19 protein-coding genes are annotated in these 25,006 nt (G+C 71.6%); 6 read left to right on the top strand and 13 right to left on the bottom strand.

Translation table 11 applies throughout. From position 1 onward, the window contains the following. Positions 1 to 21 precede the first annotated feature (21 nt). The 6 genes from IE278_RS24020 to IE278_RS24050 form a co-directional block, all read right to left on the bottom strand. A complete protein-coding gene (locus IE278_RS24020) occupies positions 22 to 810 on the bottom strand; it encodes an aldo/keto reductase (protein ID WP_189775350.1) in 789 nt (262 codons plus the stop codon). Between the two features lie 299 nt (positions 811 to 1,109). Continuing rightward, the gene (locus tag IE278_RS24025; protein WP_189775323.1) at positions 1,110 to 1,907 is read right to left on the bottom strand and encodes an ABC transporter ATP-binding protein; all 798 of its coding nucleotides are present in this window, start codon (positions 1,905 to 1,907) and stop codon (positions 1,110 to 1,112) included. After that, positions 1,904 to 4,915 (bottom strand): ABC transporter permease subunit, encoded by a 3,012-nt coding sequence (locus tag IE278_RS42360; protein WP_246570554.1) that lies wholly within the window; start codon positions 4,913 to 4,915, stop codon positions 1,904 to 1,906. Before IE278_RS42360 ends, IE278_RS24025 begins: the two co-directional genes overlap by 4 nt. Before the next feature lie 21 nt (positions 4,916 to 4,936). Continuing rightward, positions 4,937 to 6,184 (bottom strand): ABC transporter substrate-binding protein, encoded by a 1,248-nt coding sequence (locus IE278_RS24040; RefSeq protein ID WP_189775324.1) that lies wholly within the window; start codon positions 6,182 to 6,184, stop codon positions 4,937 to 4,939. Between the two features lie 162 nt (positions 6,185 to 6,346). Beyond that, on the bottom strand, positions 6,347 to 8,173 hold the full coding sequence (locus IE278_RS24045) for an AMP-dependent synthetase/ligase (protein WP_189775325.1): 1,827 nt from the start codon (positions 8,171 to 8,173) through the stop codon (positions 6,347 to 6,349). 266 nt (positions 8,174 to 8,439) lie between these two features. Continuing rightward, the gene (locus IE278_RS24050) at positions 8,440 to 9,306 is read right to left on the bottom strand and encodes a LysR substrate-binding domain-containing protein (RefSeq protein WP_189775326.1); all 867 of its coding nucleotides are present in this window, start codon (positions 9,304 to 9,306) and stop codon (positions 8,440 to 8,442) included. Between the two features lie 198 nt (positions 9,307 to 9,504). Between IE278_RS24050 and IE278_RS24055 the strand changes: the two genes are divergently transcribed. Then, positions 9,505 to 10,554: a bile acid:sodium symporter family protein gene (locus IE278_RS24055; RefSeq protein ID WP_189775327.1), complete on the top strand. Its 1,050-nt coding sequence runs from the start codon at positions 9,505 to 9,507 to the stop codon at positions 10,552 to 10,554. Here the strand turns inward: IE278_RS24055 and IE278_RS24060 are convergent. The 7 genes from IE278_RS24060 to IE278_RS24090 form a co-directional block, all read right to left on the bottom strand. Then, a complete protein-coding gene (locus IE278_RS24060) occupies positions 10,493 to 11,737 on the bottom strand; it encodes a DUF5005 domain-containing protein (protein ID WP_189775328.1) in 1,245 nt (414 codons plus the stop codon). The two genes, IE278_RS24055 and IE278_RS24060, sit on opposite strands and share 62 nt — an antisense overlap. Positions 11,738 to 11,747: 10 nt before the next feature. After that, the gene (locus IE278_RS24065; protein WP_189775329.1) at positions 11,748 to 13,715 is read right to left on the bottom strand and encodes an exo-alpha-sialidase; all 1,968 of its coding nucleotides are present in this window, start codon (positions 13,713 to 13,715) and stop codon (positions 11,748 to 11,750) included. Between the two features lie 285 nt (positions 13,716 to 14,000). Then, positions 14,001 to 14,864 (bottom strand): formate dehydrogenase accessory sulfurtransferase FdhD, encoded by an 864-nt coding sequence (fdhD, locus tag IE278_RS24070; RefSeq protein WP_189775330.1) that lies wholly within the window; start codon positions 14,862 to 14,864, stop codon positions 14,001 to 14,003. A 7-nt stretch (positions 14,865 to 14,871) separates the two neighbouring features. Next, entirely contained in the window at positions 14,872 to 15,732 is an 861-nt protein-coding gene (locus IE278_RS24075) for a 2Fe-2S iron-sulfur cluster-binding protein (RefSeq protein ID WP_189775331.1), read from the bottom strand. Continuing rightward, the gene (locus IE278_RS24080) at positions 15,729 to 17,552 is read right to left on the bottom strand and encodes an NAD(P)H-dependent oxidoreductase subunit E (protein ID WP_189775332.1); all 1,824 of its coding nucleotides are present in this window, start codon (positions 17,550 to 17,552) and stop codon (positions 15,729 to 15,731) included. The genes IE278_RS24075 and IE278_RS24080 overlap by 4 nt, the downstream gene beginning before the upstream one ends. Positions 17,553 to 17,558: 6 nt before the next feature. Continuing rightward, entirely contained in the window at positions 17,559 to 19,484 is a 1,926-nt protein-coding gene (locus IE278_RS24085; protein WP_189775333.1) for a molybdopterin oxidoreductase family protein, read from the bottom strand. 31 nt (positions 19,485 to 19,515) lie between these two features. Then, positions 19,516 to 20,487, bottom strand: a complete 972-nt coding sequence (locus tag IE278_RS24090) for a 2-dehydropantoate 2-reductase (protein ID WP_189775334.1) — start codon at positions 20,485 to 20,487, stop codon at positions 19,516 to 19,518. 353 nt (positions 20,488 to 20,840) lie between these two features. Here IE278_RS24090 and IE278_RS24095 point away from each other — a divergent pair, with 353 nt between their 5' ends. The 5 genes from IE278_RS24095 to IE278_RS24115 all read left to right on the top strand — a co-directional run. Next, positions 20,841 to 22,160 carry an OFA family MFS transporter gene (locus IE278_RS24095; protein WP_189775335.1) on the top strand — a complete coding sequence of 440 codons (1,320 nt, stop codon included), beginning with the start codon at positions 20,841 to 20,843 and terminating at the stop codon, positions 22,158 to 22,160. Next, the gene (locus tag IE278_RS24100) at positions 22,147 to 22,308 is read left to right on the top strand and encodes an MFS transporter small subunit (RefSeq protein ID WP_189775336.1); all 162 of its coding nucleotides are present in this window, start codon (positions 22,147 to 22,149) and stop codon (positions 22,306 to 22,308) included. Before IE278_RS24095 ends, IE278_RS24100 begins: the two co-directional genes overlap by 14 nt. Before the next feature lie 208 nt (positions 22,309 to 22,516). Then, entirely contained in the window at positions 22,517 to 23,455 is a 939-nt protein-coding gene (locus IE278_RS24105) for a beta-ketoacyl-ACP synthase III (RefSeq protein ID WP_189775337.1), read from the top strand. Between the two features lie 150 nt (positions 23,456 to 23,605). Further along, positions 23,606 to 24,283, top strand: coding sequence for a GntR family transcriptional regulator (locus IE278_RS24110; protein ID WP_189775338.1), 678 nt, complete (start codon positions 23,606 to 23,608; stop codon positions 24,281 to 24,283). Between the two features lie 51 nt (positions 24,284 to 24,334). Then, a partial coding sequence (locus IE278_RS24115) for a TetR/AcrR family transcriptional regulator (RefSeq protein WP_189775339.1) occupies positions 24,335 to 25,006 on the top strand: 672 nt, incomplete at its 3' end.

Here is a 25,006-nt window from a genome sequence, read left to right on the forward strand (position 1 = left end):
GTCATGAGCTGGTGCGGCAGATCAGTCGTTGACCGTCGCCGGGTCGGAACCCAGGCGGCGGCCCTCGTCGAGGGCGCTGATCGCGGCGATGTCCTCGGCGTCGAGCGTGAAGCCGAAGACGTCGATGTTCTCCTTGATCCGCGACGGGGTCACGGACTTGGGGATCACCACGTTGCCCAGCTGGAGGTGCCAGCGCAGGACGACCTGGGCGGGCGTACGGTCGTGCTTGCGGGCGATGGCCACGATGGCGGGGACTTCCAGGAGGCCCTTGCCCTGGCCGAGCGGGGACCAGGCCTCGGTCGCGATGCCGTGCTCCGCGTGGAACTCACGGAGCGCGCTCTGCTGGAGGTGCGGGTGCAGCTCGACCTGGTTGACGGCCGGAACGACGGACGTCGCGTCGAGCAGCTTCTCCAGGTACTCCGGGTGGAAGTTGGAGACACCGATGGACTTGGCGCGACCGTCCGCGTGCAGCTTCTCGAAGGCCTTGTACGTGTCGACGTACGTGCCCCGGTCCGGCATCGGCCAGTGGATGAGGTACAGGTCGACGTAGTCGAGACCCAGCTTCTCCAGGGACTCGTCGAAGGCGCGCAGCGTCGAGTCGTAGCCCTGCTCGGCGTTCCAGAGCTTGGTGGTGACGAAGAGGTCCTCGCGGGCGATGCCGGAGGAGGCGAGGCCCTTGCCGGTGCCCGCCTCGTTGCCGTAGATCGCGGCGGTGTCGATGCTGCGGTACCCGGCTTCCAGCGCGGTGGAGACGGCTCGCTCGGCCTCGTCGTCCGGCACCTGCCAGACACCGAAGCCCAGCTGGGGCATCTCGACGCCGTTGTTCAGGGTGATCGGGGGGACCTTGCTCACGAGCTTTCGATCCTTACGTCGTCGGGTGGTACTCCATCGTCAACGATCACGGGCTGTCGTGCATTCCTGTCCGGTGGGTTCGCCGGTCGAATGGGAGATTGGCCGGAAAGTACCCGCTGAGACAGGTCCGAACCATTGAGCGCGTTCGGCGGGCCGGCCGGGGCGGGCGGCATCCGATCTCCGCGAGAACCTGACCGTGCGGTCATGCGGGGGGAGGTGACCGCTTCGCGTGGCCAGTCACCCCGCGGAAGGGGTCGTCACCCTGCGGCCGTGCCCAGGTACGCCTCCCTCACCCGGTGGTCGGCATGGATCTCGGCGGGGGTGCCCTCGGCGAGTACGCGGCCCAGGTCGAGTACGACGATCCGGGTGGACACCTCCATGACGAAGGCGACGTCGTGCTCCACGAGGAGGACCGCGCAGCCCTCCTGTTCGGACAACCGGCCTACGACGGAAGCCAGTTGGCGGCTCTCCTCGGCCGTCGTCCCGGCGGCGGGTTCGTCCAGCAGCAGGACCCGGGGCGGGTCCGCGACGGCGCGGGCCAGTTCGACCATGCGGGCGCGGCCCACCGGGAGGGCGGCGGCGTAGACGTCGCCGAGGCCGTCGAGCCCACAGGCGCGCAGGACCTCGGCGGCCCTGGCCCGGCGTTCCCTCTCGTACGTACGCCGGGCCGGCGCCCCCAGCAGATCGGCCGCGAGTCCGCCTCCGCCACCGTGCCACTCCTGCGCCACCACCAGGTTGTCGGCCACCGTGAGCTGCCCGAACAGTTGCTGGCGCTGGAACGTGCGGCGCAGTCCGTGGCGGGCGCGCCAGACGGGGGAGCGGCGGGTGACGTCCGTCCCTTCGAGACGGACACGGCCCTCGTCGGGGCGGCGGATGCCGGACAGCACGTCGAAGAGGGTGGTCTTTCCGGCGCCGTTGGGGCCGATGAGCCCGCAGATCTCGCCGGGGCGCAGGGACAGGCTCACGTCGTCGAGTGCTTGCACGCCGCCGAAGCGGACGCCGACGCGGTCGGCGCGCAGGACGGGCTGGGGGGAGGCGTCGTTCGTGGACGTCATGGGCGGGCCACTCCCTCGCCCGCGGACGCCAGGCCCAGATACGCCTCCGTCAGCCGGTCCGCCTCCACGGCCGCGCGCGGGCCGCACCAGGACACACGGCCCTGCGCCAGGTAGGCGACCGTGTCCGCGACCTTCAGCACCTCGGTGGCCTTCTCCTCCACGAGGAGCAGGGCCGTCCCGTGGCCGCGGAGCTCGGTGAGGAGGCGGAAGACCTCCTCGACGACACGGGGTGCGAGGCCGAGGGAGGGTTCGTCGGCGATCAGGACCTTCGGGGGGCGCTGGAGGAGCGGGGCGAGGGCGAGCATCTGCTGCTCCCCTCCGGAGAGAGCGCCCGCGGGGACGCCGCGTCGTCCGGCGAGGCCGGGGAAGCGTTCGTACACGGCTTCGCGCGCGTCCCGTCCTCGCAGGTACAGGGCGAGGTTCTCCTCGATGGTGAGGGCCGGGAAGATGCCCCGCCCCTCCGGCGCGAGGACGACTCCGGCTCGTGACCTGCGTACGGCACCGTCCCTCGTGGCGTCGCGGCCCGCCACGTACACCTGGCCGGCGAGCGGCGCCACGAGGCCCGCGGCGACGCGGCACGTCGTCGACTTCCCGGCCCCGTTCGGGCCGAGCAACGCGAGGATCTCACCGGGCCGCACGGCAAGATCCACCCCGTGCAGCACGGCCGCCCCGCCGTAACCGGCCCGAACCCGCGACAACCGCAACGCTGTGGCAACCGCCTCCCCACCGGCCCGGCCCGTCACGTCCGCCTGCCGGCCACCGCCCACACCGGCCACGGCTCGGCCGGTGCCGGCGCGGGCGGGCATGGCGGCTGTGGCCGCGTCGGCCGAGCCTCCGTCGGCCGTGCCTCCGTCGGCCGTGCTTGGGCCGGCCGAGTCAGCGTCGCCCGAGCCCGGGCTGACCGTGCCGCGTGCGGCCACGCTGTTTGCGCCCGCGCCGTCTGGCACCGCGCTGCCCGGGGCGGCGCCGGTCGAGCCCGCGCCAGCCGCGACCGCGTCGGACGCCACCGTGCCGGTGGAGTCCGCACCGGCCACCGCCGCAGAGGTCGCGCCCGCGTCGGCCCTCGCAGCCTCGGAAGCCGCCGCGCCGACCCCCGCCCCCGCCAGCCGGCGCCCGTGCAAGCGAACCGGGATTGCCGCGCAGTAGCCGTCCGGGTCGTTGGCCAGGGCCAGGCCTGCCAGGCCGAAGAGGATCACCGGGAGGTGGGTCGATTCGGTGAGGTGTTCCGCGATCAGGTGCGGTACGACGGCGTAGACCAGGCCCGCGACCACCGCGAACTGCGGGCGCCGCAGGCCCGCCGCCACGACCACCGCCAGCCAGATCAGGCCCGTCATCGCGGTGAAGTCGGTGGCGGTGACCCGGGTGTTGTACGAGGCGTACATGACGCCGCCGAACCCCGCGAGCCCGGCGGACAGCGTGAACAGCACCAGCTTGGTGCGCACGACCGACACCCCGGACGCCATCGCCGCCGCGGGCGCGGAGCGCACCGCGAGCATGGCCCGGCCGGACGGCGAGTTCCGCAGCGCGCTCAGCGCGGCGACCGCGGCGGCGACCAGTACGGTCAGCGCCACCCCGAGCGCCCGGTCGTCGCCCAGGTCCACCGGGCCGAGGACCGGCCGGGGAACCGCCCACCCCGTGTCGCCGTTGCGCAGCGGGCCGATCTGGAACAGGACCTGGTCGGCGAGGAAGGCCAGCGCGAGGGTCGCGAGGGCGAGCGAGCGGCCACCGAGCCGCAGCGCGGGCAGCGCCACCAGCGCACCGAGCACCGCCGCCGCGCACGTGCCCACGGCCGCCGCCGCCACGAACGGCCAGCCGTGGCTCAGCAGCAGCCCCGCCACCAGCGCCGCCCCCGTCACGAAGGTCGCCTGCGCCAGCGACACCATCGCGCCGAGCCCTGTCACCACCGTGAAGGACATGAAGACGAGGGACAGGGCCAGTCCCTGGGCGAGAAGGCCGGTCCAGAACGGGGTCGTGACCGTGTAGAAGGAGATCGCGAGCAGGACGGCCGCCACCGCCCACGGCCCCCACCGCCGCAGCCGGGAGCGCCCCGCCAGATAGTCGACCGGCGGCGGGTCCACCGCCGCCGTGCCCGCGATACGGCCGCGCCGCGTCAACAGCAGCAGCCCGGCGAAGAGGATGAGGAAAGGAACGGCGGTACGGAACCCGGTGATCCGCTCCGCGAAATCCGCGTACCCGGCGACCAGGTTCTGCAGCACCCCGAGCCCGAGCCCGCCCACGAACGCCAGCGGCACGGAGACGAACCGGCCCAGCACCGCCGCCGTCGCCGAGACGAAGAGGAAGAGTGTGAAGTCGTGCGCCGACAGGCCGAGGAGCGGCGTGGCCAGTACGCCCGCCAGGCCCGCGAGCCCCGACGACAGCATCCACGCGATCGACGACAGCCGGTCCGCGCTCAGCCCGCGCAGCTCCACCAGCGAGCGGTTGTCGACGGCCGCCCTGAGCTTCAGCCCCAGCGGGGTGCGCCGCATCAGGACCCACAGACCGAGGGCGACCACGGCCGTCGCGGCCCAGATGATCAACTGGTCGGAGTCGACGCCCACGCCGTCGACCGGCTGCCAGGACTTCGCGGGGCTGGGACCGACCCCCGGCAGCCCGAACTGGTTCTCGGCCGGTTCGACGGACGCGCCCGCGTCCGCCAGCAGCTCCACGGTCCACAGCCCCAGCGCGGGCAATGCCACCAACAGCCCGATGGTGGCCACGATCTGGGCCGTCTCACCGACCCGCGCCAGCTTGCGGAACATCAGCTTGTCCAGGCCCCAGCCCAGCGCGGGCGCCAGTACGCACACCAGCAGCACCGCCGTCGGCACGGCCGGCCAGCCGAAGCCGGAGTGCAGTTCGTAGAAGGCGAGGGCGCAGAGGTAGGCGGTCGCGCCGTGCGCGAAGTTGAACAGGCCCGACGCCGAGTAGGAGAGCACGAGACCGGTCGCGAGCAGTGCGTACAGCGCGCCCGACACCAGACCGCTCAGTACGAATCCGAGAAGGTCGGCCATGTCGCGTCTCGTCCGCCCGGTCTACTTGAAGGGGATCGGCGGATAGCACCTGAAGGGCGCCGACACCACGTACGTGCCGCCCTTGAGCTGGACGAGGGCCCCGCACCCGAACGACTCCTTCTGGCCCTTGCGTTCGGCCCGGTCGCCGACCAGCGTGCCGGTGTCCGCGAACCCGTCCGCGGCCTTCTGGAACGACGACACCGTCAGGTCCCTGCCGGCCTTCTCGGCGATGGCGAGGAAGAGATCGGCCGACATATAGCCGGTCATCATGTGCATGTTGAGCGGCACATCCTTGCCCGCGGCCTTCCTGATGTCCTCCCCGAACCGCGTCATCGCCGCACTCCGCTGCTCGAACGGCTGGAACGACGTCAGCACATGCACCCCGTCGAGCGCCTTGCGCGTCGCGCTCTTGGTCAGGAGCCCCGGGTCGTAGTCGGTCGGATCGGTGAGCACACCGCGGTACCCCGTCCGCTTCACCGCCGTGAACAGCCCGATGTTGTACGGGGTCTGCATCACGGAGACGATCGCGTCGGGCGCCTTGCCACCGTCGCTGCGCAGGATCTCCTTCGTGTACGCCGACCAGTCGCTCGGCACGGCCGCCGCGGGTACTGCCGGCTTCGCGTACGTCACCTCGAACCCGGCCGACTCGAAGCTCTGCCGGTAGGTGCGGATGCCGAACTTCCCGGCATCGCTGTCGTTGGCGAGGATCGCCACGCTACGGCCCTCGGCGCCGCCCATCACCTGTTCGAGGCCCTCGGGCCAGGTCTGCGAGATGGTGCCGCCCGGAGTCGGCACCATGCAGCCGCCGAAGCCGTAGATGTACGACGGTCCGCAGAACGACGGCAGCGTGCCCCAGCCGAAGGTGGGGACGCGCTGTTTCTGCAGGAAGTCCGCGCCGGAGAACGTCGTCGAACTCATCGGCGCTATCGCGAACACCTTGTCCCGCTGGACGAGTTCGCGGGCCGCCGCGAGGTTCCTTGACGGGTCCTGGCCGTCGTCCTCGGCACCGAGGTAGTCGATCTTCCGTCCGTGCAGGCCGCCTTCCGCGTTGGCGCGGTCGAAACGGGCCTTCGCGCCGAGGTCGGTGTCCTTCTTCGAGTAGCCGCTCGCGGTGGTCATCGAGACGATGCCACCCACCTTGACCGTGGTGTCCGTGACCCCGCGTACGGAGTCCTCGGCGTTCGAAGTTCCGCCGGAGGACGCCGAGTTGCAGGCGGCGGTGAGGAGCATCGCGGTCGCCGCCACCACGGTGGCGATGGTCCGGGTCATTCGCGGCACGGTCGGCCCCCCTCCGTCGGACCGAAATAATCCGTGGGATCTGACGGGGCGTCAATATGTGGCGCGGCAGTATGTGACGAGGCGTCAGGTTGCCGGGAAGGCGCGGGCCCGGTGGGGCCCCGTCGCGCGGTTCCCCGCGTCCCTGACGGGGCGCTACGCGCGGTACAGGGCCTCCACCTCCGTCGCGTACGCGTTCTCGATCGCCTTGCGCTTCAGTTTCAGGGACGGGGTCAGCAGGCCGTGTTCCTCGGTGAACTGGTGGGCCAGTATCCGGAACGTGCGGATCGACTCGGCCTGGGACACCAGGGTGTTCGCGGCCACCACGGCCCGCCGCACCTCGGTCTCCAGGTCGGGGTCCCGTACCAGCTGGGCCGGGGCGAGCGGGGCCTTGCCCCGCATCTGCAGCCAGTGGTCGACGGCCTCCCCGTCGAGCGTGACGAGCGCCGCGATGTACGGCCGGTCGTTGCCGACGACGATGCACTGCGCGACCAGCGGATGGTCGCGCACGCGTTCCTCCAGGACGCCCGGCGAGACGCTCTTGCCGCCGGAGGTCACCAGGATCTCCTTCTTGCGCCCGGTGATGGTGAGGTAGCCGTCCTCGTCGAGGGCCCCGATGTCACCGGTGGCCAGCCAGCCGTCGTGCAGGGCCGCGTCGGTGGCCTTCGGGTCGTTGAGGTAGCCCTGGAAGACGTTGTCGCCGCGCAGCCAGATCTCGCCGTCGTCCGCGATGTGCACGGTCGTGCCGGGGATGGGCTGGCCGACGGTCCCGTACCGGGTGCGCTCGGGCGGGTTGGCGGTCGCCGCGGCCGTGGACTCGGTGAGCCCGTACCCCTCGTAGATCTGCACACCGGCGCCCGCGAAGAACAGGCCGAGACGGCGGTCCATCGCGGAGCCGCCGGACATCGCGTGCCGTACGCGTCCGCCCATCGCGTGACGGATCTTGGAGTAGACGAGTTTGTCGAAGAGCTGGTGCTGCATCCGCAGGGCCGCCGAGGGGCCCGGGCCGATGTCCCACGCCTTGGCCTCCACGGCGTCCGCGTACCGCACCGCGACCTCGACGGCCTTCTCGAACGGACCGCCCTTGCCCTCCTTCTCGGCCTTGCGGCGGGCCGCGTTGAAGACCTTCTCGAAGATGTACGGCACCGCCAGGAAGAACGTCGGCTGGAACGCGGCCAGGTCCGGCAGCAGGGCCGCCGCGTTGAGCTGCGGCTGATGGCCGAACTTGACCTTCCCCCGGACCGCGGCGACCTGCACCATCCGCCCGAAGACGTGCGCGAGCGGCAGGAACAGCAGGGTGGCCGCCTCGTCGCCGCGCTTGGAGTGGAAGAGCGGCTCCCAGCGGCCGATCGCCGTGTCCGTCTCGAACATGAAGTTGGCGTGCGACAGGACGCAGCCCTTGGGGCGGCCGGTGGTACCGGACGTGTAGATGATCGTCGCCGTCGACTCCGGGGTGACCGCGCGCCGGTGCCGGTGCACCACCTCGTCGTCGATGTGGCCGCCGGCCTCGTACAGCTCCTGCACGGCGCCCGCGTCGAGCTGCCACAGCTTGTGCAGCGTCGGCAGCCGGTCGATGACCGTGGCGACGGTCATCGCGTGGTCCTCGTGCTCCACCATGGCCGCCGACACCTGGGCGTCGTGCAGCATCCAGAAGACCTGCTCGGCCGACGAGGTGGGGTAGATCGGGACGACCTGCGCGCCGATCGACCACAGCGCGTAGTCGAAGAGGGTCCACTCGTAGCGCGTACGGGACATGATCGCGACGCGGTCGCCGAAGCGGATGCCGTGGGCCAGCAGGCCCTTGGCGAGCGCGAGGACCTCGTCGCGGAACTCGGCGGACGTCACGTCCCGCCACCTGCCGTGCTCGTCCTTGCGGCCCAGCGCGATGTAGAGAGGGTCCTCCTGGGCATACTCGAAGACGGCATCGGCCAGGCCGCCCACCGGCGGTGCCGACGCCAGGGGAGGGTTGGTGAACTCGCTCAATCCCCGCTCCTTGTGGTGCTCCGCAGGCGGTGAAAGCTACCCCACGTAACGCCGGTGCGGGAGGGGCTGTGAAGCGGGTGCGGGGGTGACGTACGCACTGGTCAACCCCTGAAATCCGGCCACAAGGGGGGAGGGCGGGACAGAATCCTTACTCTTCCGTAAGTTTCGGTTCCGTAATCTCCACGGAATCTGTACGGGGCGCTTACCGGGGGCCGGGCGCACGCGGCGCCACGGCGGGCCCCGCCGATGTCACAGCCCCGCGCCCCTTACGGGGCCCGGTGCAGGCGGTCGCCCGCCGTCAGGATCGCGGTCGCCAGCGCGTCCGCCGCGCCCCTCGCCGCCGTGTGGCGCTTGCCGTGGACCAGGACGAACTCCACCTCGCCCAGTTCCGGCAGGCCCGCTCGGTCGGGGACGCGGACGAGGCCCGGCGGGATCAGGCCCCGTGTGTGGGCCATCACGCCGAGGCCCGCGCGGGCCGCCGCGATGAGGCCGTTGAGGCTGCCGCTGGTGCACGCGATACGCCAGGACCGGCCCTGGCGCTCCAGGGCCTCCAGGGCCAGGGCCCGGCTGATGCCCGGCGGCGGGTACACGATCAGCGGGACCGGACGGTCGGGATCCAGCCGCAGCCGCTCCCCGCCGATCCAGACCATGCGGTCGTGCCAGACCAGTTCGCCGCGCGGGTCCTCGGGGCGCCGCTTGGCCAGCACCAGGTCGAGCCGCCCGTCGGCCAGCTGCTCGTGCAGGGTGCCCGAGAGCTCCACCGTCAGCTCCAGGTCGACCTCGGGGTGGTCGTGGCGGAACCCCTCCAGGATCTCGGTCAGCCGGGTCAGGACGAAGTCCTCCGAGGCGCCGAACCGCAGCCGGCCGCGCAGCCGTGTGCCGCTGAAGAACGCCGCCGCCTGCTCGTGCGCCTCCAGGATCCGGCGCGCGAACCCGAGCATCGCCTCGCCGTCCTCCGTCAGCTCCACGGAGTGGGTGTCCCGGGTGAACAGCTGCCGCCCGGCGGTGCTCTCCAGGCGGCGCACATGCTGGCTGACCGTGGACTGGCGCAGCCCCAGCCGCCGGGCCGCCTGCGTGAAGCTCAGCGTTTGGGCCACGGCGAGGAAGGTACGCAGTTGCGAGGGGTCGTACACGGGCCCGAGGCTATCGGGTCATCGCGGTTCGTGATGACAGTCAGAGCGGTGTACCGGATTCCCGATCAAGGGCCGGAGGAGGACGATGGAGAGGGCACACATCGTCGGAAAACCGCCGACACGGGCCGGCGCCCCCAGCAGTCCCGGCAACCCCGGTACTCCCGGCAACCCCAGTACCCCCAGCACCATCGGAGCACCGTGAAACGCCTGAAGTGGCCGTCCTGGCTGCCGATAGACCCGTACATCCTGCTGCTGCTCGGGACGGTCGGTCTCGCCGCCCTGCTGCCCGCCCGGGGGACCGGTGCGGAGGTCGCCTCCGGCGCCTCCACCGCGGCCATCGCCTTCCTCTTCTTCCTCTACGGGGCGCGTCTGTCCACCCGCGAGGCGATGGACGGCGTACGGCACTGGCGGCTGCACATCACCGTTCTGGCCTGCACGTTCGTGCTCTTCCCGCTGCTGGGGCTGGCGGCCCGCGGGCTCGAACCGGTGCTCCTGGACCACTCCCTCCACACCGGACTGCTGTTCCTGACCCTCGTCCCCTCGACGGTCCAGTCGTCCATCGCCTTCACCTCGATGGCGCGCGGCAACGTGCCCGCCGCGATCTGCGCGGGCTCGTTCTCCTCCCTCGTGGGCATCGTGCTCACCCCGCTGCTCGCCGCGGCGCTCCTCGGCGGCACGGGAGGCGGGTTCTCCGCGGACTCGCTCCTGAAGATCGTGCTCCAGCTGCTCGTGCCGTTCCTCGCCGGGCAGCTGCTGCGCCGCTGGATCGGCGGCTTCGTCGCGCGCCACAAGAAGGTCCTCGGGTACGTGGACCGCGCCTCGATCCTGCTGGTCGTCTACACCGCCTTCAGCGAGGGCATGGTGCAGGGCATCTGGCACCAGGTCAGCCCGCTGCGCCTGGGCGGACTGCTCGCCGTCGAGGCCGTCCTGCTCGCGGTGATGCTGGCGGTGACCTGGTACGGCTCCAAGGCCCTCGGGTTCAAGCGGGAGGACCGTATCGCCATCCAGTTCGCCGGCTCGAAGAAGTCCCTGGCGTCCGGACTGCCCATGGCGAGCGTGCTGTTCGGCGCCCACGCCTCGCTGGCCGTGCTGCCGCTGATGCTCTTCCACCAGATGCAGCTCATGGTCTGCGCGGTCATCGCCAAGCGTCGCTCCCGCGACCCGGAGGCCGGGCCGGAGCCGTCCCTCAGCCGGGACCCAGCCGAAGCGTCACGAATCGCGGTCGGTACAGGGACACGTTCCGGCTGAGATTGGCCTGCGCCGTCGCCCCGCCGCTCGCGTCCAGCCAGTTCACGTCGTAGCTCAGCACGAGCCTGCCCCGGCTGAGCGCCGGATGGACCTGCGGGTTGTACGCGGCCACGCCCGCCCCCCGCTCCGGCAGCGGCGGGCTGAAACCCTTGCCGGGCCCGTGCCAGGGCCCGGTGGGGGAGCACGCCCAGTACGAGGTGACGGTCGTCAGCCCCTCGGTGCCCGCCGCCATCGTGAACAGGACGTACGTCCCCCCGTCGCGGACCACCGTGAACGCGCTGCCCACCCCCTTGCGCCCGCCGCGTCCGCCGTCGCCGAGCACGGGCTGCATGCGCGAGGGGATGGTCCACCGCTCGCCGTCCCAGTACTGCCACGCGTCCGGGTCCGCGAGCCGCCCCCGGGGCACGCGCGCGGCATACGCGTTCGACGCGGGCCGGGACGCGGCCCGCGCGTCGTCGCCGCCGAAGACGTACGTCCAGTCGTCGTCGTGGGTCAGCGCGGTCGTGCCGAACAGCACCCGCCGCGCCGGATCCCGCACCTGCCGCTGGTCGAGGACCTGGGTGATGCCTTCGAGCCGCAGACCGGGCAGCGACAGCGTGGCGACCTCGGTGGCGGTGGGCACCCCGTAGATCCACGGGTACGCGCCGGCCGTCCGGGTCCACAGCACGACCCGTACGACCTGCTCGGACGAGCCGGGGGAGCGGGGTTCGACGCGCGCCGCCACCGGCCAGCGCCACTGCCCGGGCGCCGGGTCGGCGAACAGGGGAGCGGGAAGCGTGCGTTGCAGCCGCCCGCCCTTCATGACCACGGCCGAGTTGCGCACCATCGGCGCGGTCGTGTCCCGCCAGGCGTAGGACTCGCCCGCCGGGTTCGGCGGCCGGTGCACCTGGCCGAGGTAGGTGTCGGAGAACAGCCACAGCACCCGCCCGTCGGGCAGCCGCACCGAGTGCGTGCCGTCGCCGCCGGTCCAGTCGTCGGCACGCGAGGCGTCGTCCCCGTACCGCGCGAACTCGTCCGTGACGCCGGTGTTCGCGTCCCACGAAGTGACCGTACGGGCCCGGCAGGCGGCCTCGCCGCTGTCGTCCTCGGGGAGGGCGGTGAGCAGCACCGCCCCGAGGACCAGGGCCAGGAGAAGACCCAGCCCGGTCCCCGTGCGCTGTCGTGCTCGTGTGTCGTCGGGCACGCCCGGGACGTTAGTGGCTGGCGCCCACGCGGTCCATGGGCAGCCACAGGACCGTGTTCCCGGTCACCGACGCGCCCGGGGTGCGCAGATCGGCCAGTTCGCCGTCGCTCAGCGCCCGGTCGTAGACCCGGACGTCGTCGATCGCGCCGGTCAGGTGGGCGCGGCTGTCCAGCTTCTGGCCGACGTGCACGCCGAACGGCGAGTTGCGGCTCACCGATCCCGGTACGTCCGCCGTCGTGCCTGCCACGGTCCCGTCGATGAACAGCGTCAGCTGTCCCGCGCCACGGCGCAGCGCCAGATGGTGCCACTGGCCGTCGTTGTACGCGCCGGTCGTACGCACGGAAGCGGAGCGGGGGGCGCTCGCGCCGTCCCGGGTCGTGATCAGCCCCTGGACCCTGCTGTTGGCGGGCTCGCCGCGCAGCCACACCTGCGGCTGGTTGGTGCCGACCCCGCCCATCCACAGGAACGGCTGCTCACCCGTGGTGGCCGTGTAGCGGAACCACAGCGACGCCGTGAAGTCCTTCGTCCCGAGCGGCAGTCCGGCCCGGTACGGCAGGCGTACGGCGTCGTCGGTGCCGTCGAACGCGAGGGCGCCGCCGAACACGCCGTCCGTCGCCGTCGCCCCGCCGAGGACCGCGGCGCCGGGTGCGCGCGGGGCGAGGTCGGGGGTGGTCGGGTCGGGGCCGCGGCGCGGGGCCAGCCAGTCCTCGGTGAACCGCGCGAAGCGGATCTCGTCGCGGGCGTCCACGGCGCCGCCCTCGTACAGCAGGCCCGCCGTACCGGTGCCGATGCCGACCAGGTCCGAGTAGCCGGACCAGTCCGTCGTGACGACCGTGCCGCGGTCGACGCTGTCCCAGGTGCGTCCGCTGTCGTAGGAGGAGCGGATCATCATCGTGCGGCGGCGGTCCGGGTCGGCGGGGCAGGCGAGCAGGATCCGGTTGCCCAGGCGCAGGGTGGAGCCCTGGACCTGCGGCGTGTACAGGTCGGGCAGGGCCTTGAAGTGCGAGGTGAAGCTGTCGCCGCCGTCGGTGCTGAACGCCTGGGTGCGGTGGCCGAGATCGGTGCCGTCCTGCTCGCGCCCGCTGACCAGGATCGTGCCGTCGGCGCGCTCGGTGACGGTCATCTCGGACGGCTTCTGCCGGAACGTGCCGTCCTGCGCGATCGGCCAGGAGTCCGTCGCCCCGATCCGCCAGTGGTCGCCGCCGTCGTCGCTGACGATGAGCGCCGCGTGGTTGGCGGTGACCCTCCCCCAGCCACCGGCAGGGGGGACCCCCATCTCGCTTCGCTCGCCGTCCCACGTCTCGGTGTTGACGGCGAAGACGAGCCGCCCCGCGTGCTTGCCACGGCTCAGCTGGATGCCGTGCACCGGCCCGGTCGCGTACCAGGAGTTCCAGTGCGCGGGCAGGATCTCGTCGCTGAGGTCGCGGGGCTCGGACCAGGTGAGCCCGTCGTCGTCGCTGTGCTGCATGTGCGGGGTGCGGTCGCAGGGGACGGCGCAGTTGCCGCCGTCGGTGCGGCCCGTGTTGTACGTCTCGGCCAGCACGATCCGGCCGGTCCTGCGGTCCACCATCGGCGCGGGGTTGCCGTGGGTGTCGCCCGCGCCCTCGTTGATGATCTGCAGCGGGCCCCAGGTGCGGCCGCCGTCGGTGGAGCGCTTGAGGACGAGGTCTATGTCGCCGGCGTCGCTGCAGTCGTTCACCCGGCCCTCGGCGAACGCCAGCAGGGTGCCTTTCGTCGTCTTCACGACGGCCGGGATCCGGAAGCAGGCGTATCCGGGATCCTGGGAGGCCTTGAACAGCACCTGCTGCTCGAACGCGGCGGCCTTGCCGGGTGCGGCGCCGGGCCGGGCGTGGCCGGTGCCCGGCAGGCCGAGCAGCGCGGTGACGGTGAGGACCGCTGTCAGAGCGCCTGTGACGGCGGCCCTCCACGGTCTGGCCGTGCGGAGGTTTCGGGGGCGTGCGCGAAGGCTTGACGGCATGGTGCGACCTGCCCTTCATGCGTCTGATGCGTCCGGACATCTGGACATCCCACGTCCTGAGTGCGGCCACAGACGCTACTGGGCTCCCAGGCGCCTCACAAGAAGCGCGCACGGCCGTGCCACGAGAACTTCCCGCCATCCGGGCAGGGGGTAGGGGCGGTCACCGCCCACCGACAAGTGCCCACGCAGGTGCGGCGTCTGACTGCTCGTGAGGCGGGGCCCCTCCGGCGCAGGGGGCGCTCCCCGCCGGATCGGGGCCCCGCCGCCGTGCAGCGGGGAGACCGGTCAGCTCCGCGCGGCCGCGGCCTGCAGAGCGATGCGGTGCTCGCCCGCGTACACGTTCATGGAGGTGCCCCGCAGGAAGCCGACGAGGGTCAGGTTGGACTCGGCGGCCAGGTCCACCGCGAGCGAGGACGGCGCGGAGACCGCGGCGAGGACCGGGATGCCCGCCATGACCGCCTTCTGGGCCAGCTCGAAGGAGGCGCGGCCCGAGACCAGCAGGACCGTGCGGGAGAGCGGCAGGGAGCCGTTCTGGAGGGCGCGGCCGACCAGCTTGTCGACCGCGTTGTGGCGGCCCACGTCCTCCCGGATGTCGACCAGTTCGCCGTCCTCGGTGAACAGGGCCGCCGCGTGCAGACCCCCGGTCCGGTCGAACACGCGCTGCGCCGCGCGCAGCCGGTCGGGGAGGCTCGCGAGCAGTTCGGTTCCGAGCCGTACCGGGGGAGCCGTGTCGCCGTGCGTGTCGTCGATGCTCCAGCGGGCCGTCGTACGGACCGCGTCCAGGCTGGCCTTGCCGCACAGCCCGCAGGACGACGTCGTGTACACGTTGCGTTCGAGGGTGATGTCGGGGATGACGACGCCGGGCGCGGTCCGTACGTCGACGATGTTGTACGTGTTGGAGCCGTCCACCGTGGCGCCGGCGCAGTAGACGATGTTCTGCAGTTCGTCCGCCGCGCCCAGCACCCCCTCGCTGACCAGGAAGCCCGCCGCGAGCGCGAAGTCGTCGCCCGGGGTGCGCATCGTGATGGCGAGGGGTTTTCCGTTGAGCCGGATCTCCAGTGGTTCCTCGGCGACGAGCGTGTCCGGGCGGGTGGAGACCGCCCCGTCCCGGATGCGGATCACCTTGCGTCGTTCCGTGACTCGTCCCATGTCCTGATCAGTCCCGGTTCTGTACGTGCTGGTAGCCGAAGCGGCCCTTGATGCAGAGGTTGCCGTGGGTCACCGGGTTGTCGTGCGGCGAGGTGACCTTGACGATCTCATTGTCCTGTACGTGCAGGGTGAGATTGCAGCCCACTCCGCAGTAGGCGCACACCGTGGTCGTCTCGGTCTGCGCCGACTCGTCCCACGTACCCGCCGCACGCATGTCGAACTCCGATTTGAACGAAAGCGCACCCGTCGGGCACACCTCGATGCAGTTGCCGCAGTACACGCAGGCCGAGTCGGTGAGCGGGCCGTCGTGCTCGACGGCGATCCGGGCGTCGAAACCGCGGCCGACGACCGAGATGGCGAAGGTGTTCTGCCACTGGTCCCCGCAGGCGTCCACGCACTTGTAGCAGAGGATGCACTTGTCGTAGTCGCGGACGTAGAGGTCGTTGTCGATCCTCGGCTGCTCGTCGACACGGGCCGCGTCGGGGCCGAACCGGTCCGGCTTGGCCTCGTACTCCTTGAGCCAGCCCGCGACCTCGGGCGTGGTGGACAGGTCGACGGAGGACGCGAGCAGTTCCAGGACGACCTTGCGGCTGTGCCGGGCGCGCTCGGTGTCCGTGCGGACCTCCATGCCCGCCTCCGCCTTGCGGGAACAGGCCGGTACGAGGGTGCGCGCGCCCTCCACCTCGACGACGCACACCCGGCAGGCGTTCTTCGGGGTGAGGGTGTCGCCCTGGCACAGGGTCGGCACGTCCTTGCCCGCCGACCGGCAGGCGTCGAGGATCGTCGCGCCCTCCGGCGCCCGCACGGACTCGCCGTCGATGGTGAACTCCAGCAGTCGGCGGGGGATCCCCAGCGATGTCACGGTCATTCGTACGCCCCCAGGCGGTCGATGGCGGATTCCACGGCGTTCCACGCGGTCTGTCCCAGACCGCAGATCGAGGCGTCCTTCATGGCCCGCCCCACCTCCCGCAGCAGCGTGATGTCGGCGGCGGCGTCCGCGCCGGTCCGCTCGACGATCCGGTGCAGGGCCTCCTCCTGGCGGACGGTCCCGACCCGGCACGGCACGCACTGCCCGCACGACTCGTCCCGGAAGAACTCGGCGATCCGCAGCAGCAGACGCGGCAGCGGCACGGTGTCGTCGAAGGCCAGCACGACCCCCGAGCCGAGCGTGGTGCCGGCCGCCCGCGTGCCCTCGAAGGTGAGCGGGATGTCCAGCTCGTCGGGGCGTACGAAGCCACCGGCCGCGCCGCCGAGCAGCACCGCGCGCAGACCGTCGCGTACGCCCGCCAGGTCCAGCAGCTCGCCGAGCGTGGCGCCGAACGGCAGCTCGTAGATCCCGGGCCGGTCCACGCTGCCCGACACGCAGAACAGCTTCGGCCCGGTGGAGGCGCCGGTGCCGATCGCCGCGTACGCCGGGGCCCCCATGGTGAGGATCGGCAGGACGTTGACCAGCGTCTCGACGTTGTTCTCGGCGGTGGGCCTGCCGAACAGGCCCTTCTCCACGGGGAAGGGCGGCTTCGACCGCGGTTCGCCCCGGTACCCCTCGATGGAGTTGAAGAGGGCGGTCTCCTCGCCGCAGATGTACGCGCCCGCGCCGCGCCGGATCTCGATGTCGAAGGCGTACCCCTGGCCGAGGATGTCGTCCCCGAGCAGACCGCGCGCGCGTGCCTGTCCGATGGCGTGCTCCATGCGGTGCAGGGCCCGCGGGTACTCGCCGCGCAGATAGAGGTAGCCCTTGTGCGCGCCGACGGCGTACGCCGCGATCGTCATCGCCTCCACGAGGGAGTACGGGTCGCCCTCCATGACGACCCGGTCCTTGAAGGTGCCCGGCTCGGATTCGTCGGCGTTGCACACCAGGTAGTGCGGGTGGTCGGGCTGGGACGCCGTGGCCTGCCACTTGCGGCCGGTGGGGAAGGCTGCGCCGCCGCGCCCGACCAGTCCCGCGTCGGTGACCTCGCGGATGACCCCGGCGGGGCCGATCGCGAAGGCCTGCCGCAGGGCCGTGTAACCGCCGTGCGCCCGGTAGTCGTCGAGCGACGCCGGATCGACCACGCCGACCCGGCCCAGCAGCATCAGGGCGGGGTCCCCGGCCTGCGGGACCGCCAGCGCGGCGGCCGGTTCCTCGGGCGCCGAGTCGGGCGAGCTCGCCGCGAGCACGGCCCGCTCGACGGTGGCGGGCGCCGACACGGCCGTCCGCACCGGGTCCCCGGCCTTGATCGCCAGCGCGGCCGGGGCCCGCTCGCACAGGCCTAGGCAGGGGCCGCGCTCGACGCTCACCCCGCTGCCGGGACCGAGGCGGGCCTCGACCCCGGCGCACAGCTCCGAGGCGCCCGCCGCCGCGCACGCCAGGTCCGTGCACACGTGCAGGACCGTCGCCGGGCGCGGCTTCACCGAGAACATCGCGTAGAAGGTGGCGACCCCGTACGCCTCCGCCGGCGGCACGGTGAGCCGCCGGCACAGGTAGTCGAGGGCGCCCTCGCTGATCCAGCCGATCCGGTCGTGGACGGCGTGCAGCCCCGGCAACAGCAGGTCACGACGTTCCCGGGCCGCTCGCCCGCCGCGTGCCCACCTGAGGTCGGCGTCGGACCGGTCGGCGCCCTCCCACGAAGACTCCGGAGGGCCGAGCAGCGTGTCGATCGCCGCCCGTTCCTCGTCCGTCGGTTTGCTGTCACCGAAGTGCAGGTCCACTTGACATCACCTCACTTGAAGAGCGACCGGCAGTTTTTCGATCCGGATCGCCGACGCCTTGAACTCCGCCGTCCCCGCGATCGGGCAGTTGGCCTCGATCGTCAGCTGGTTGGTGTCCACCTCGTCGGGAAAGTGCATGGTCATGAACGCGAGGCCGGGCCGCAGCGCGGTGTCGACCCACACCGGGGCCACCACCGAACCGCGCCGCGAGGAGACCTGGACCTGCTCGCCGACCACGACCCCGTAGCGCTCCGCGTCCTCCGGGCACAGCTCGACGTACTCACCGCGCCGCATCGGCGAGGCGAACCCACCGCTCTGCACCCCGGTGTTGTACGAGTCGAGCCGCCGTCCCGTGGTCAGCCGGATGGGGAACTCCTCGTCCGTCAGATCGACGGGCGGATCGTGCCGGACGATCCCGAAGGGCGCGAACCTGCCCCGCGCCGCCGGGTCGGACTCCCACAACCTGCCGTGCAGATAGGTCGGTTCGAGCCGGTCCGTCGCCGGGCAGGGCCACTGGATGCCCTGGTGCTCCTCCAGCCGCTCGTACGTCATCCCGTAGTGGTCCGGGGACACCGACCGCAGCTCGTCCCAGACCGCCTCGGAGTCCTCGTACTTCCACTCGTGGCCCATGCGGGAGGCGAGGTCGCAGAGGATGTCGATGTCCTCGCGGGCCTCGCCGGGCGGGGTGACCGCCCGGCGCACCCGCTGCACCCGCCGCTCGCTGTTGGTGGTGGTGCCCTCGGTCTCGGCCCAGCCGGCCGTCGCGGGCAGGATCACGTCCGCCAGCTCGGCCGTCCTCGTCAGGAAGATGTCCTGGACTACGAGGAAGTCCAGGGCCTTCATCCGCCGTATCGCCTGCTCGCTGTCGGCCTCCGACTGCGCCGGGTTCTCCCCGATGCAGTAGACGGCCCTCAGCGAGCCCTCCTCCATGGCCTCGAACATCTCCGTCAGGTTCAGCCCGTAGTGCGGCTCGATGGCGGTGTCCCAGACCGACTCGAACTTCAGCCGGGTGTCCGGGTCGAGGATGTCCTGGAAGCCGGGCAGGCGGTTCGGGATCGCGCCCATGTCACCGCCGCCCTGCACGTTGTTCTGACCGCGCAGGGGCTGCAACCCGGAACCGAAGCGGCCCACATGCCCGGTCAGGAGCGACAGATTGATGAGCGCGCGGACGTTGTCCGTGCCGTTGTGGTGCTCGGTGATGCCGAGCGTCCAGCACAGCTGGGCGCGCTCGGCGCGGGCGTAGGCGTGCGCCAACTCCCGTATCGCGGCGGCCGGTACGCCCGTCACCTTCTCCGCGAGCGACAGCGTCCACGGCTCGACGAGCTGCCTGTACTCCTCGAAGCCGGTGGTCGCCCGCTCGATGAACGCCTCGTTGGCGAGCCCCGCCCGGATGATCTCGCGGCCGATCGCGTGGGCCATCGGGATGTCCGTGCCCACGTTCAGCCCGAGCCAGCTCTCGGCCCACTCCGCCGTGGAGGTGCGGCGCGGGTCGACCGCGTACATCCGGGCGCCGTTCCTGATGCCCTTCAGGACGTGCTGGAAGAAGATCGGGTGCGCGAAACGGGCGTTGGAGCCCCACATCACGACCAGATCGGTGTGCTCGACCTCGGCGTACGAGGAGGTCCCGCCGCCCGAGCCGAAGGCCGCCGACAGGCCCGCCACACTGGGTGCGTGACAGGTGCGGTTGCAGGAGTCGACGTTGTTGGTGCCCATCACCACGCGGGCGAACTTCTGCGCCACGTAGTTCATCTCGTTGGTCGCGCGGGCGCAGGAGAACATGCCGAACGCGCCGCGCGCCGCGCCCAGGCCCCGGGCGGCCCGGTCCAGGGCCTCGTCCCAACTCGCCCTGCGGAAGGGCTCGTCACGGGAGTCACGGACCATGGGGTACTCAAGTCGGTTGTAGATCCTGGGAGTTCGGTCGCGCTTCCTCATACGGCGGTCCTCGTGTTCGGCGGGGGGCGCTTCATGCGGCGGTCCTCAGGGCGAGCAGGTCCGAGATGGCGTGGACGGTGCGGAGCGTGGGCACCGGGACGTCCGTGATCTCCGCCAGTTCGACGACCGCGGCGAGCAGCACGTCGAGTTCGAGCGGTTTGCCGCGCTCCAGGTCCTGGAGCGTGGAGGTGCGGTGGTCGCCGACGCGCTCCGCGCCGGCGAGGCGCCGCTCGATGGAGACGCCGACCCGGCAGCCCAGTGCCTCGGCGACCGCGAGCGTCTCGGTCATCATGATCTCGATGACCCGGCGGGTGCCGCCGTGCAGGCACATCTGCCGCATGGTGGCCCGGGCCAGGGCGCTGATGGGGTTGAAGGAGATGTTGCCGAGCAGCTTGAGCCAGATGTCGTTGCGCAGGTCGGGCTCCACCGGGCACTTGAGCCCGCCGGCCACCATGGCCTCGCCGAACGCGGTGCAGCGCGCCGAGACCGTACGGTCGGGCTCGCCGATGGAGAAGCGGGTGCCTTCGAGATGGCGGACCACTCCCGGCCCGGCCAGTTCGGTGGCCGCGTAGACGACACAGCCGATGGCCCGGGAGGGCGCGATCACCGCACTGACCGCGCCGCCGGGGTCCACGCTCTCGACGCGGTGGCCGTCGTGCGGGCCGCCGTGCCGGTGGAAGTACCACCAGGGGATGCCGTTCTGCGCGGCGATCACCGCGGTCGTGTCGTGCAGAAGGGGCTCGATGAGCGGCCCGCACGCCGCGTACGAGTTGGCCTTCAGGCCGAGGAGGACGAAGTCGACCGGGCCGACCTCGGCCGGGTCGTCGGTGGCGTGGGTCCGGGCGGTGAAGTCGCCGCGCGGGCTGAGCACTCGCACTCCGTGCTGCCTCATGGCCGCGAGATGCGGTCCACGGGCGATGAGGTGCACATCGGCACCCGCGCGATGCAGCGCGGCTCCGACGTAGGCGCCGATCGCACCGGCGCCGAGAACTGCCACTTTCACTGGGGGGCTCCGTTCGGTCGAGGGTACCGAGGAGACGCTGAACAGCGTTGAAGGGTGGTGCACACATGTCGACTGAATATTGTCTACAGTATGGGAGTTGGGGCAGCAAGGGTTCGCGCAGCACCTGGGACGCGGGGACCGGCCGCCCCCGGGTAGGTTGGAGCCGACTCCAGGGCTCGCTGAGGGTCGCGCTCCGAACACCCTTGGTAGAGACACGGAGTTCGGCCGGAAACACCGTTCGTCGGCCGAAACCGACCGTTCACCGCACCCCGCATACCGTTCACCGCATACGGTCGACCAGTTCGGGTGGACCGCCTTCCCAACTGAACAACCGCTTCCTATCGTCCGGGATCATGAGTCCCCCTGTAGCCCCACCGGGCTGGAGCCGCTGGCTGGTCCCGCCCGCGGCCCTGTCGGTCCACCTCTCCATCGGACAGGCCTACGCCTGGTCCGTGTTCAAGCCCTCCCTGGAGTCCGCGCTCGACCTCAGCGGCACCCAGAGCGCGCTGCCCTTCCAGCTCGGCATCGTGATGCTCGGCCTGTCCGCCGCGTTCGGCGGCACCCTCGTGGAGCGCAACGGTCCGCGCTGGGCGATGACGGTCGCCCTGATCTGCTTCTCCTCGGGCTTCCTGATCTCCGCCCTCGGCGCCGCCACCGAGCAGTACTGGCTGATCGTGTTCGGCTACGGCTTCGTCGGCGGTATCGGCCTGGGCATCGGCTACATCTCGCCCGTCTCGACGCTCATCAAGTGGTTCCCGGACCGGCCCGGCATGGCCACCGGCATCGCGATCATGGGCTTCGGCGGCGGCGCGCTGATCGCCTCGCCGTGGTCCGCCCAGATGCTGGAGTCCTTCGGCTCCGACAGCTCGGGCATCGCGCTCGCCTTCCTCGTGCACGGACTGACGTACGCCGTCTTCATGTCGCTCGGTGTGCTGCTGGTACGCGTGCCGCGCCCCGCGAAGACCGCGGCGGACGGCACCCCGGCCCCGCTGGAGGGCGTACAGGTCTCCGCGAACAGCGCCGTGCGCACCCCGCAGTTCTGGCTGCTGTGGATCGTGCTCTGCATGAACGTGACCGCGGGCATCGGCATCCTGGAGAAGGCCGCGCCGATGATCACCGACTTCTTCGCGGACACCTCGACCCCCGTCTCGGTGTCGGCGGCGGCCGGTTTCGTCGCGCTGCTCTCGGCCGCGAACATGGCGGGCCGCATCGGCTGGTCGTCCACGTCCGACCTGATCGGACGCAAGAACATCTACCGCGTCTACCTGGGCGTCGGCGCGCTGATGTACGCGCTCATCGCCTGGGTCGGGGACTCCTCGAAGCCCGTCTTCATCATCGCCGCGCTGGTGATCCTCTCCTTCTACGGAGGCGGCTTCGCCACGATCCCCGCCTATCTGAAGGACCTCTTCGGGACCTACCAGGTCGGCGCGATCCACGGCCGGCTGCTCACCGCCTGGTCCACGGCCGGGGTCCTCGGACCGCTGATCGTCAACTGGATCGCGGACCGGCAGGAGGAGGCCGGCAAATCCGGAGCGTCCCTCTACGGACTGTCACTGGTCATCATGATCGGACTGCTCGTGGTCGGCTTCGTCGCGAACGAGCTGGTCCGGCCCGTCGACGCCCGCCATCACGTCCCCGCCCGGAAGAAGGAGGCAGCCGATGTCCACGAGTGACAGCAGCCCGCCCGGTGGCGCCGCGGCGGACGGCCCGGTGCCCGACCGCCGCCCGCTGATCGTCTTCGCCTGGGTCTGGGTGGGAGCGCCGCTGGCCTATGGTCTGTACGAGCTCGTACGGAAAGCGACCCAGTTGTTCACGGGGTAGGCGCCCGCGGTTCCGCCCGGGACGGGCACCCGGGCGTGATCATGGGATAGGTACCCGAACGTCCGCTGGAGGGGTGTTCGGGCGTCCGACGGTCTGACGGAAGCCGACAAGGGCGGCGCGGCAATCCTGTGACTTTACGTGCCCGCGTACCCGTGAGTACCTGATCAGACTGGTGAGTCCCGTTACCCCGGCAAGCAAGGGACCGCCCATGAACGGCTCACGCATCACCGCCGTCGGCCATTACCAGCCCGCCAGGGTTCTCACCAACGAGGACCTGGCGGAGCTGGTCGACACCAGCGACGAGTGGATCACGAGCCGGGTGGGCATCCGTACCCGCCACATCGCCGGGCCCGACGAACCGGTCGACGAGCTGGCCGCGCACGCCGCCGCCAAGGCCCTGGCGGCCGCCGGCCTCACCCCCGAGGACATCGACCTCGTCCTGGTCGCCACCTCCACCGCCGTCGACCGCTCGCCCAACATGGCCGCCCGGGTCGCGGCCCGCCTGGGCATGCCGTCACCTGCGGTCATGGACCTCAACGTGGTCTGCGCGGGCTTCACCCACGCGCTCGCCACCGCCGACCACGCCGTACGGGCCGGGGGCGCGACCCGCGTCCTGGTGATCGGCGCCGACAAGATGTCCGAGGTCACCGACTGGACGGACCGCACGACCTGCGTCCTCGTCGGGGACGGGGCGGGCGCCGCCGTCGTCGAGGCCGCCGAGGAGTCCGCCATCGGACCCGTGCTCTGGGGCTCGGTGCCCGAGATGGGGCACGCGGTACGCATCGAGGGCACCCCCGCCCGGTTCGCCCAGGAGGGCCAGAGCGTCTACCGGTGGGCGACCACCAAGCTGCCCGCCATCGCGCGCAAGGCCTGCGAGCGCGCCGGGCTCACCCCCGAGGACCTCGCCGCGGTCGTGCTCCACCAGGCGAACCTGCGGATCATCGAACCCCTCGCCGGGAAGATCGGCGCGGTGAACGCCGTCGTCGCCCGCGATGTCGTCGAGTCCGGCAACACCTCCGCCGCCAGCATCCCGATCGCCCTGTCCAAGCTCGTCGAACGCGGCGAGATCTCCACCGGCGACCGCGTCCTCCTCTTCGGCTTCGGCGGCAATCTCTCGTACGCGGGTCAGGTCATCCACTGCCCGTGACCTGCGGGTCCTGCGGAGTGTGACGAGGCCAACTCCCCCTCGGCCTGGCCATTGTGCGCCGTAGACTGTAGACGAAAGACAATTGATACTGGCTTTCGGGCTGCCGTGCCGTCAGCGCGCGCGCCGCCACTGCCCAGGAGGGGGACCGCGATGTTGTCGACCGGACTGCCGCAGGGGTCCGTGCCGAAGCTCGAACGGCCGGGTCCGCTCAGGGACCGCGTCTACGAGGCCCTGCTCGAACTGATCACGACACGCGCCCTCCAGCCCGGTCAGCACCTGGTCGAGAGCGAACTGGCCGGACACCTCGGGGTCTCCCGGCAGCCCGTGCGCGAGGCGCTGCAACGGCTGAACACCGAAGGATGGGTCGATCTGCGGCCCGCCCAGGGCGCGTTCGTGCACGAGCCGACCGAGGCGGAGGCGGACCAACTCCTCACCGTACGCACCCTGTTGGAGGCCGAGGCCGCCCGGCTCGCGGCGGCCAACACGGGCACCTCCGGCATCGCCGACCTGGAGGAGCTGTGCGCCCAGGGCGAGGCCGCCGTGGCCGCCGACGACGTGGACGCCGCGGTCGCGACGAACGCCCGCTTCCACGCCAAGGTCATGGAGCTGGCCGGGAACACGGTCCTCGCCGAACTCGCCGCGCAGGTCGACCGGCGGGTGCGCTGGTACTACACCCCGGTCGCCCGGCAGCGCGGGCAGCAGTCCTGGATCGAGCACCGCGACCTGATCGCCGCGATCGCGGCCCGCGACGAACAGCGCGCCACGGAAGTGATGCGCACCCACACGGAACACACCCGCAGGACGTACCACGCCCGGCCGCGCGACTGACGGCGAATCTTCACGCATGTGCGGGCGTCGGTACGTCGATATTGTGGCGAGATGGCTGACACAACCGGCGGCGAGCCGCAGATCGACGGGCGCTCCACCCGCTGGGACGACCACAAGGCGCAGCGGCAGGTCGACCTGGTGGACGCGGCGGTGGCCCTCATCGAGGACGAGGGCACGCGCTTCAAGCTGCAGCGGCTGGCGGAGCGCGTGGGTCTGCCGCGCTCGGTGCTCTACCGGCACTTCAAGGACCGCGCCACGCTCGACGAGTTGATCCGCCGACGGGTCGTGGAGTCGTTCATGCGGGGGATCGAGCCCACCCTCACCTTCGACGGGACGATCGAGGAGTCCGTACGGCGTGTGGTGGGCGCGCATCTGGACTGGGTGGCCCAACACCCGCGCCTGTACGCCTACATGGGCGTCGGCGAGCACGCGATGGGTGACGGGTCGCTGGTGGCGGACACCAAGGCGGCCATCGCGCTGATGCTCAGCGAGCGGTTCGCGGACGTGCTGAAGGCACTCGGGCTGCCGGAGGCGCCGATCCGTTCGGTGGCGATCGGCATCGTGGGGTTCGTGGACACCTGTGTCAACCAGTGGGTGCGCGACGAGCGGCGCGAGCTGTCCGAGGAGGAGCTGCGCGAGATGCTGTGCCGTTCCGTCTGGGCGGTGCTGGACGCGACGCTGCGGAACCTGGGCGTGCAGCTCTCGCCGCAGCAGCGGGTGGCG

Origin of the sequence: Streptomyces tauricus, assembly GCF_014650955.1 — a bacterium.
Taxonomy (GTDB): domain Bacteria; phylum Actinomycetota; class Actinomycetes; order Streptomycetales; family Streptomycetaceae; genus Streptomyces; species Streptomyces tauricus.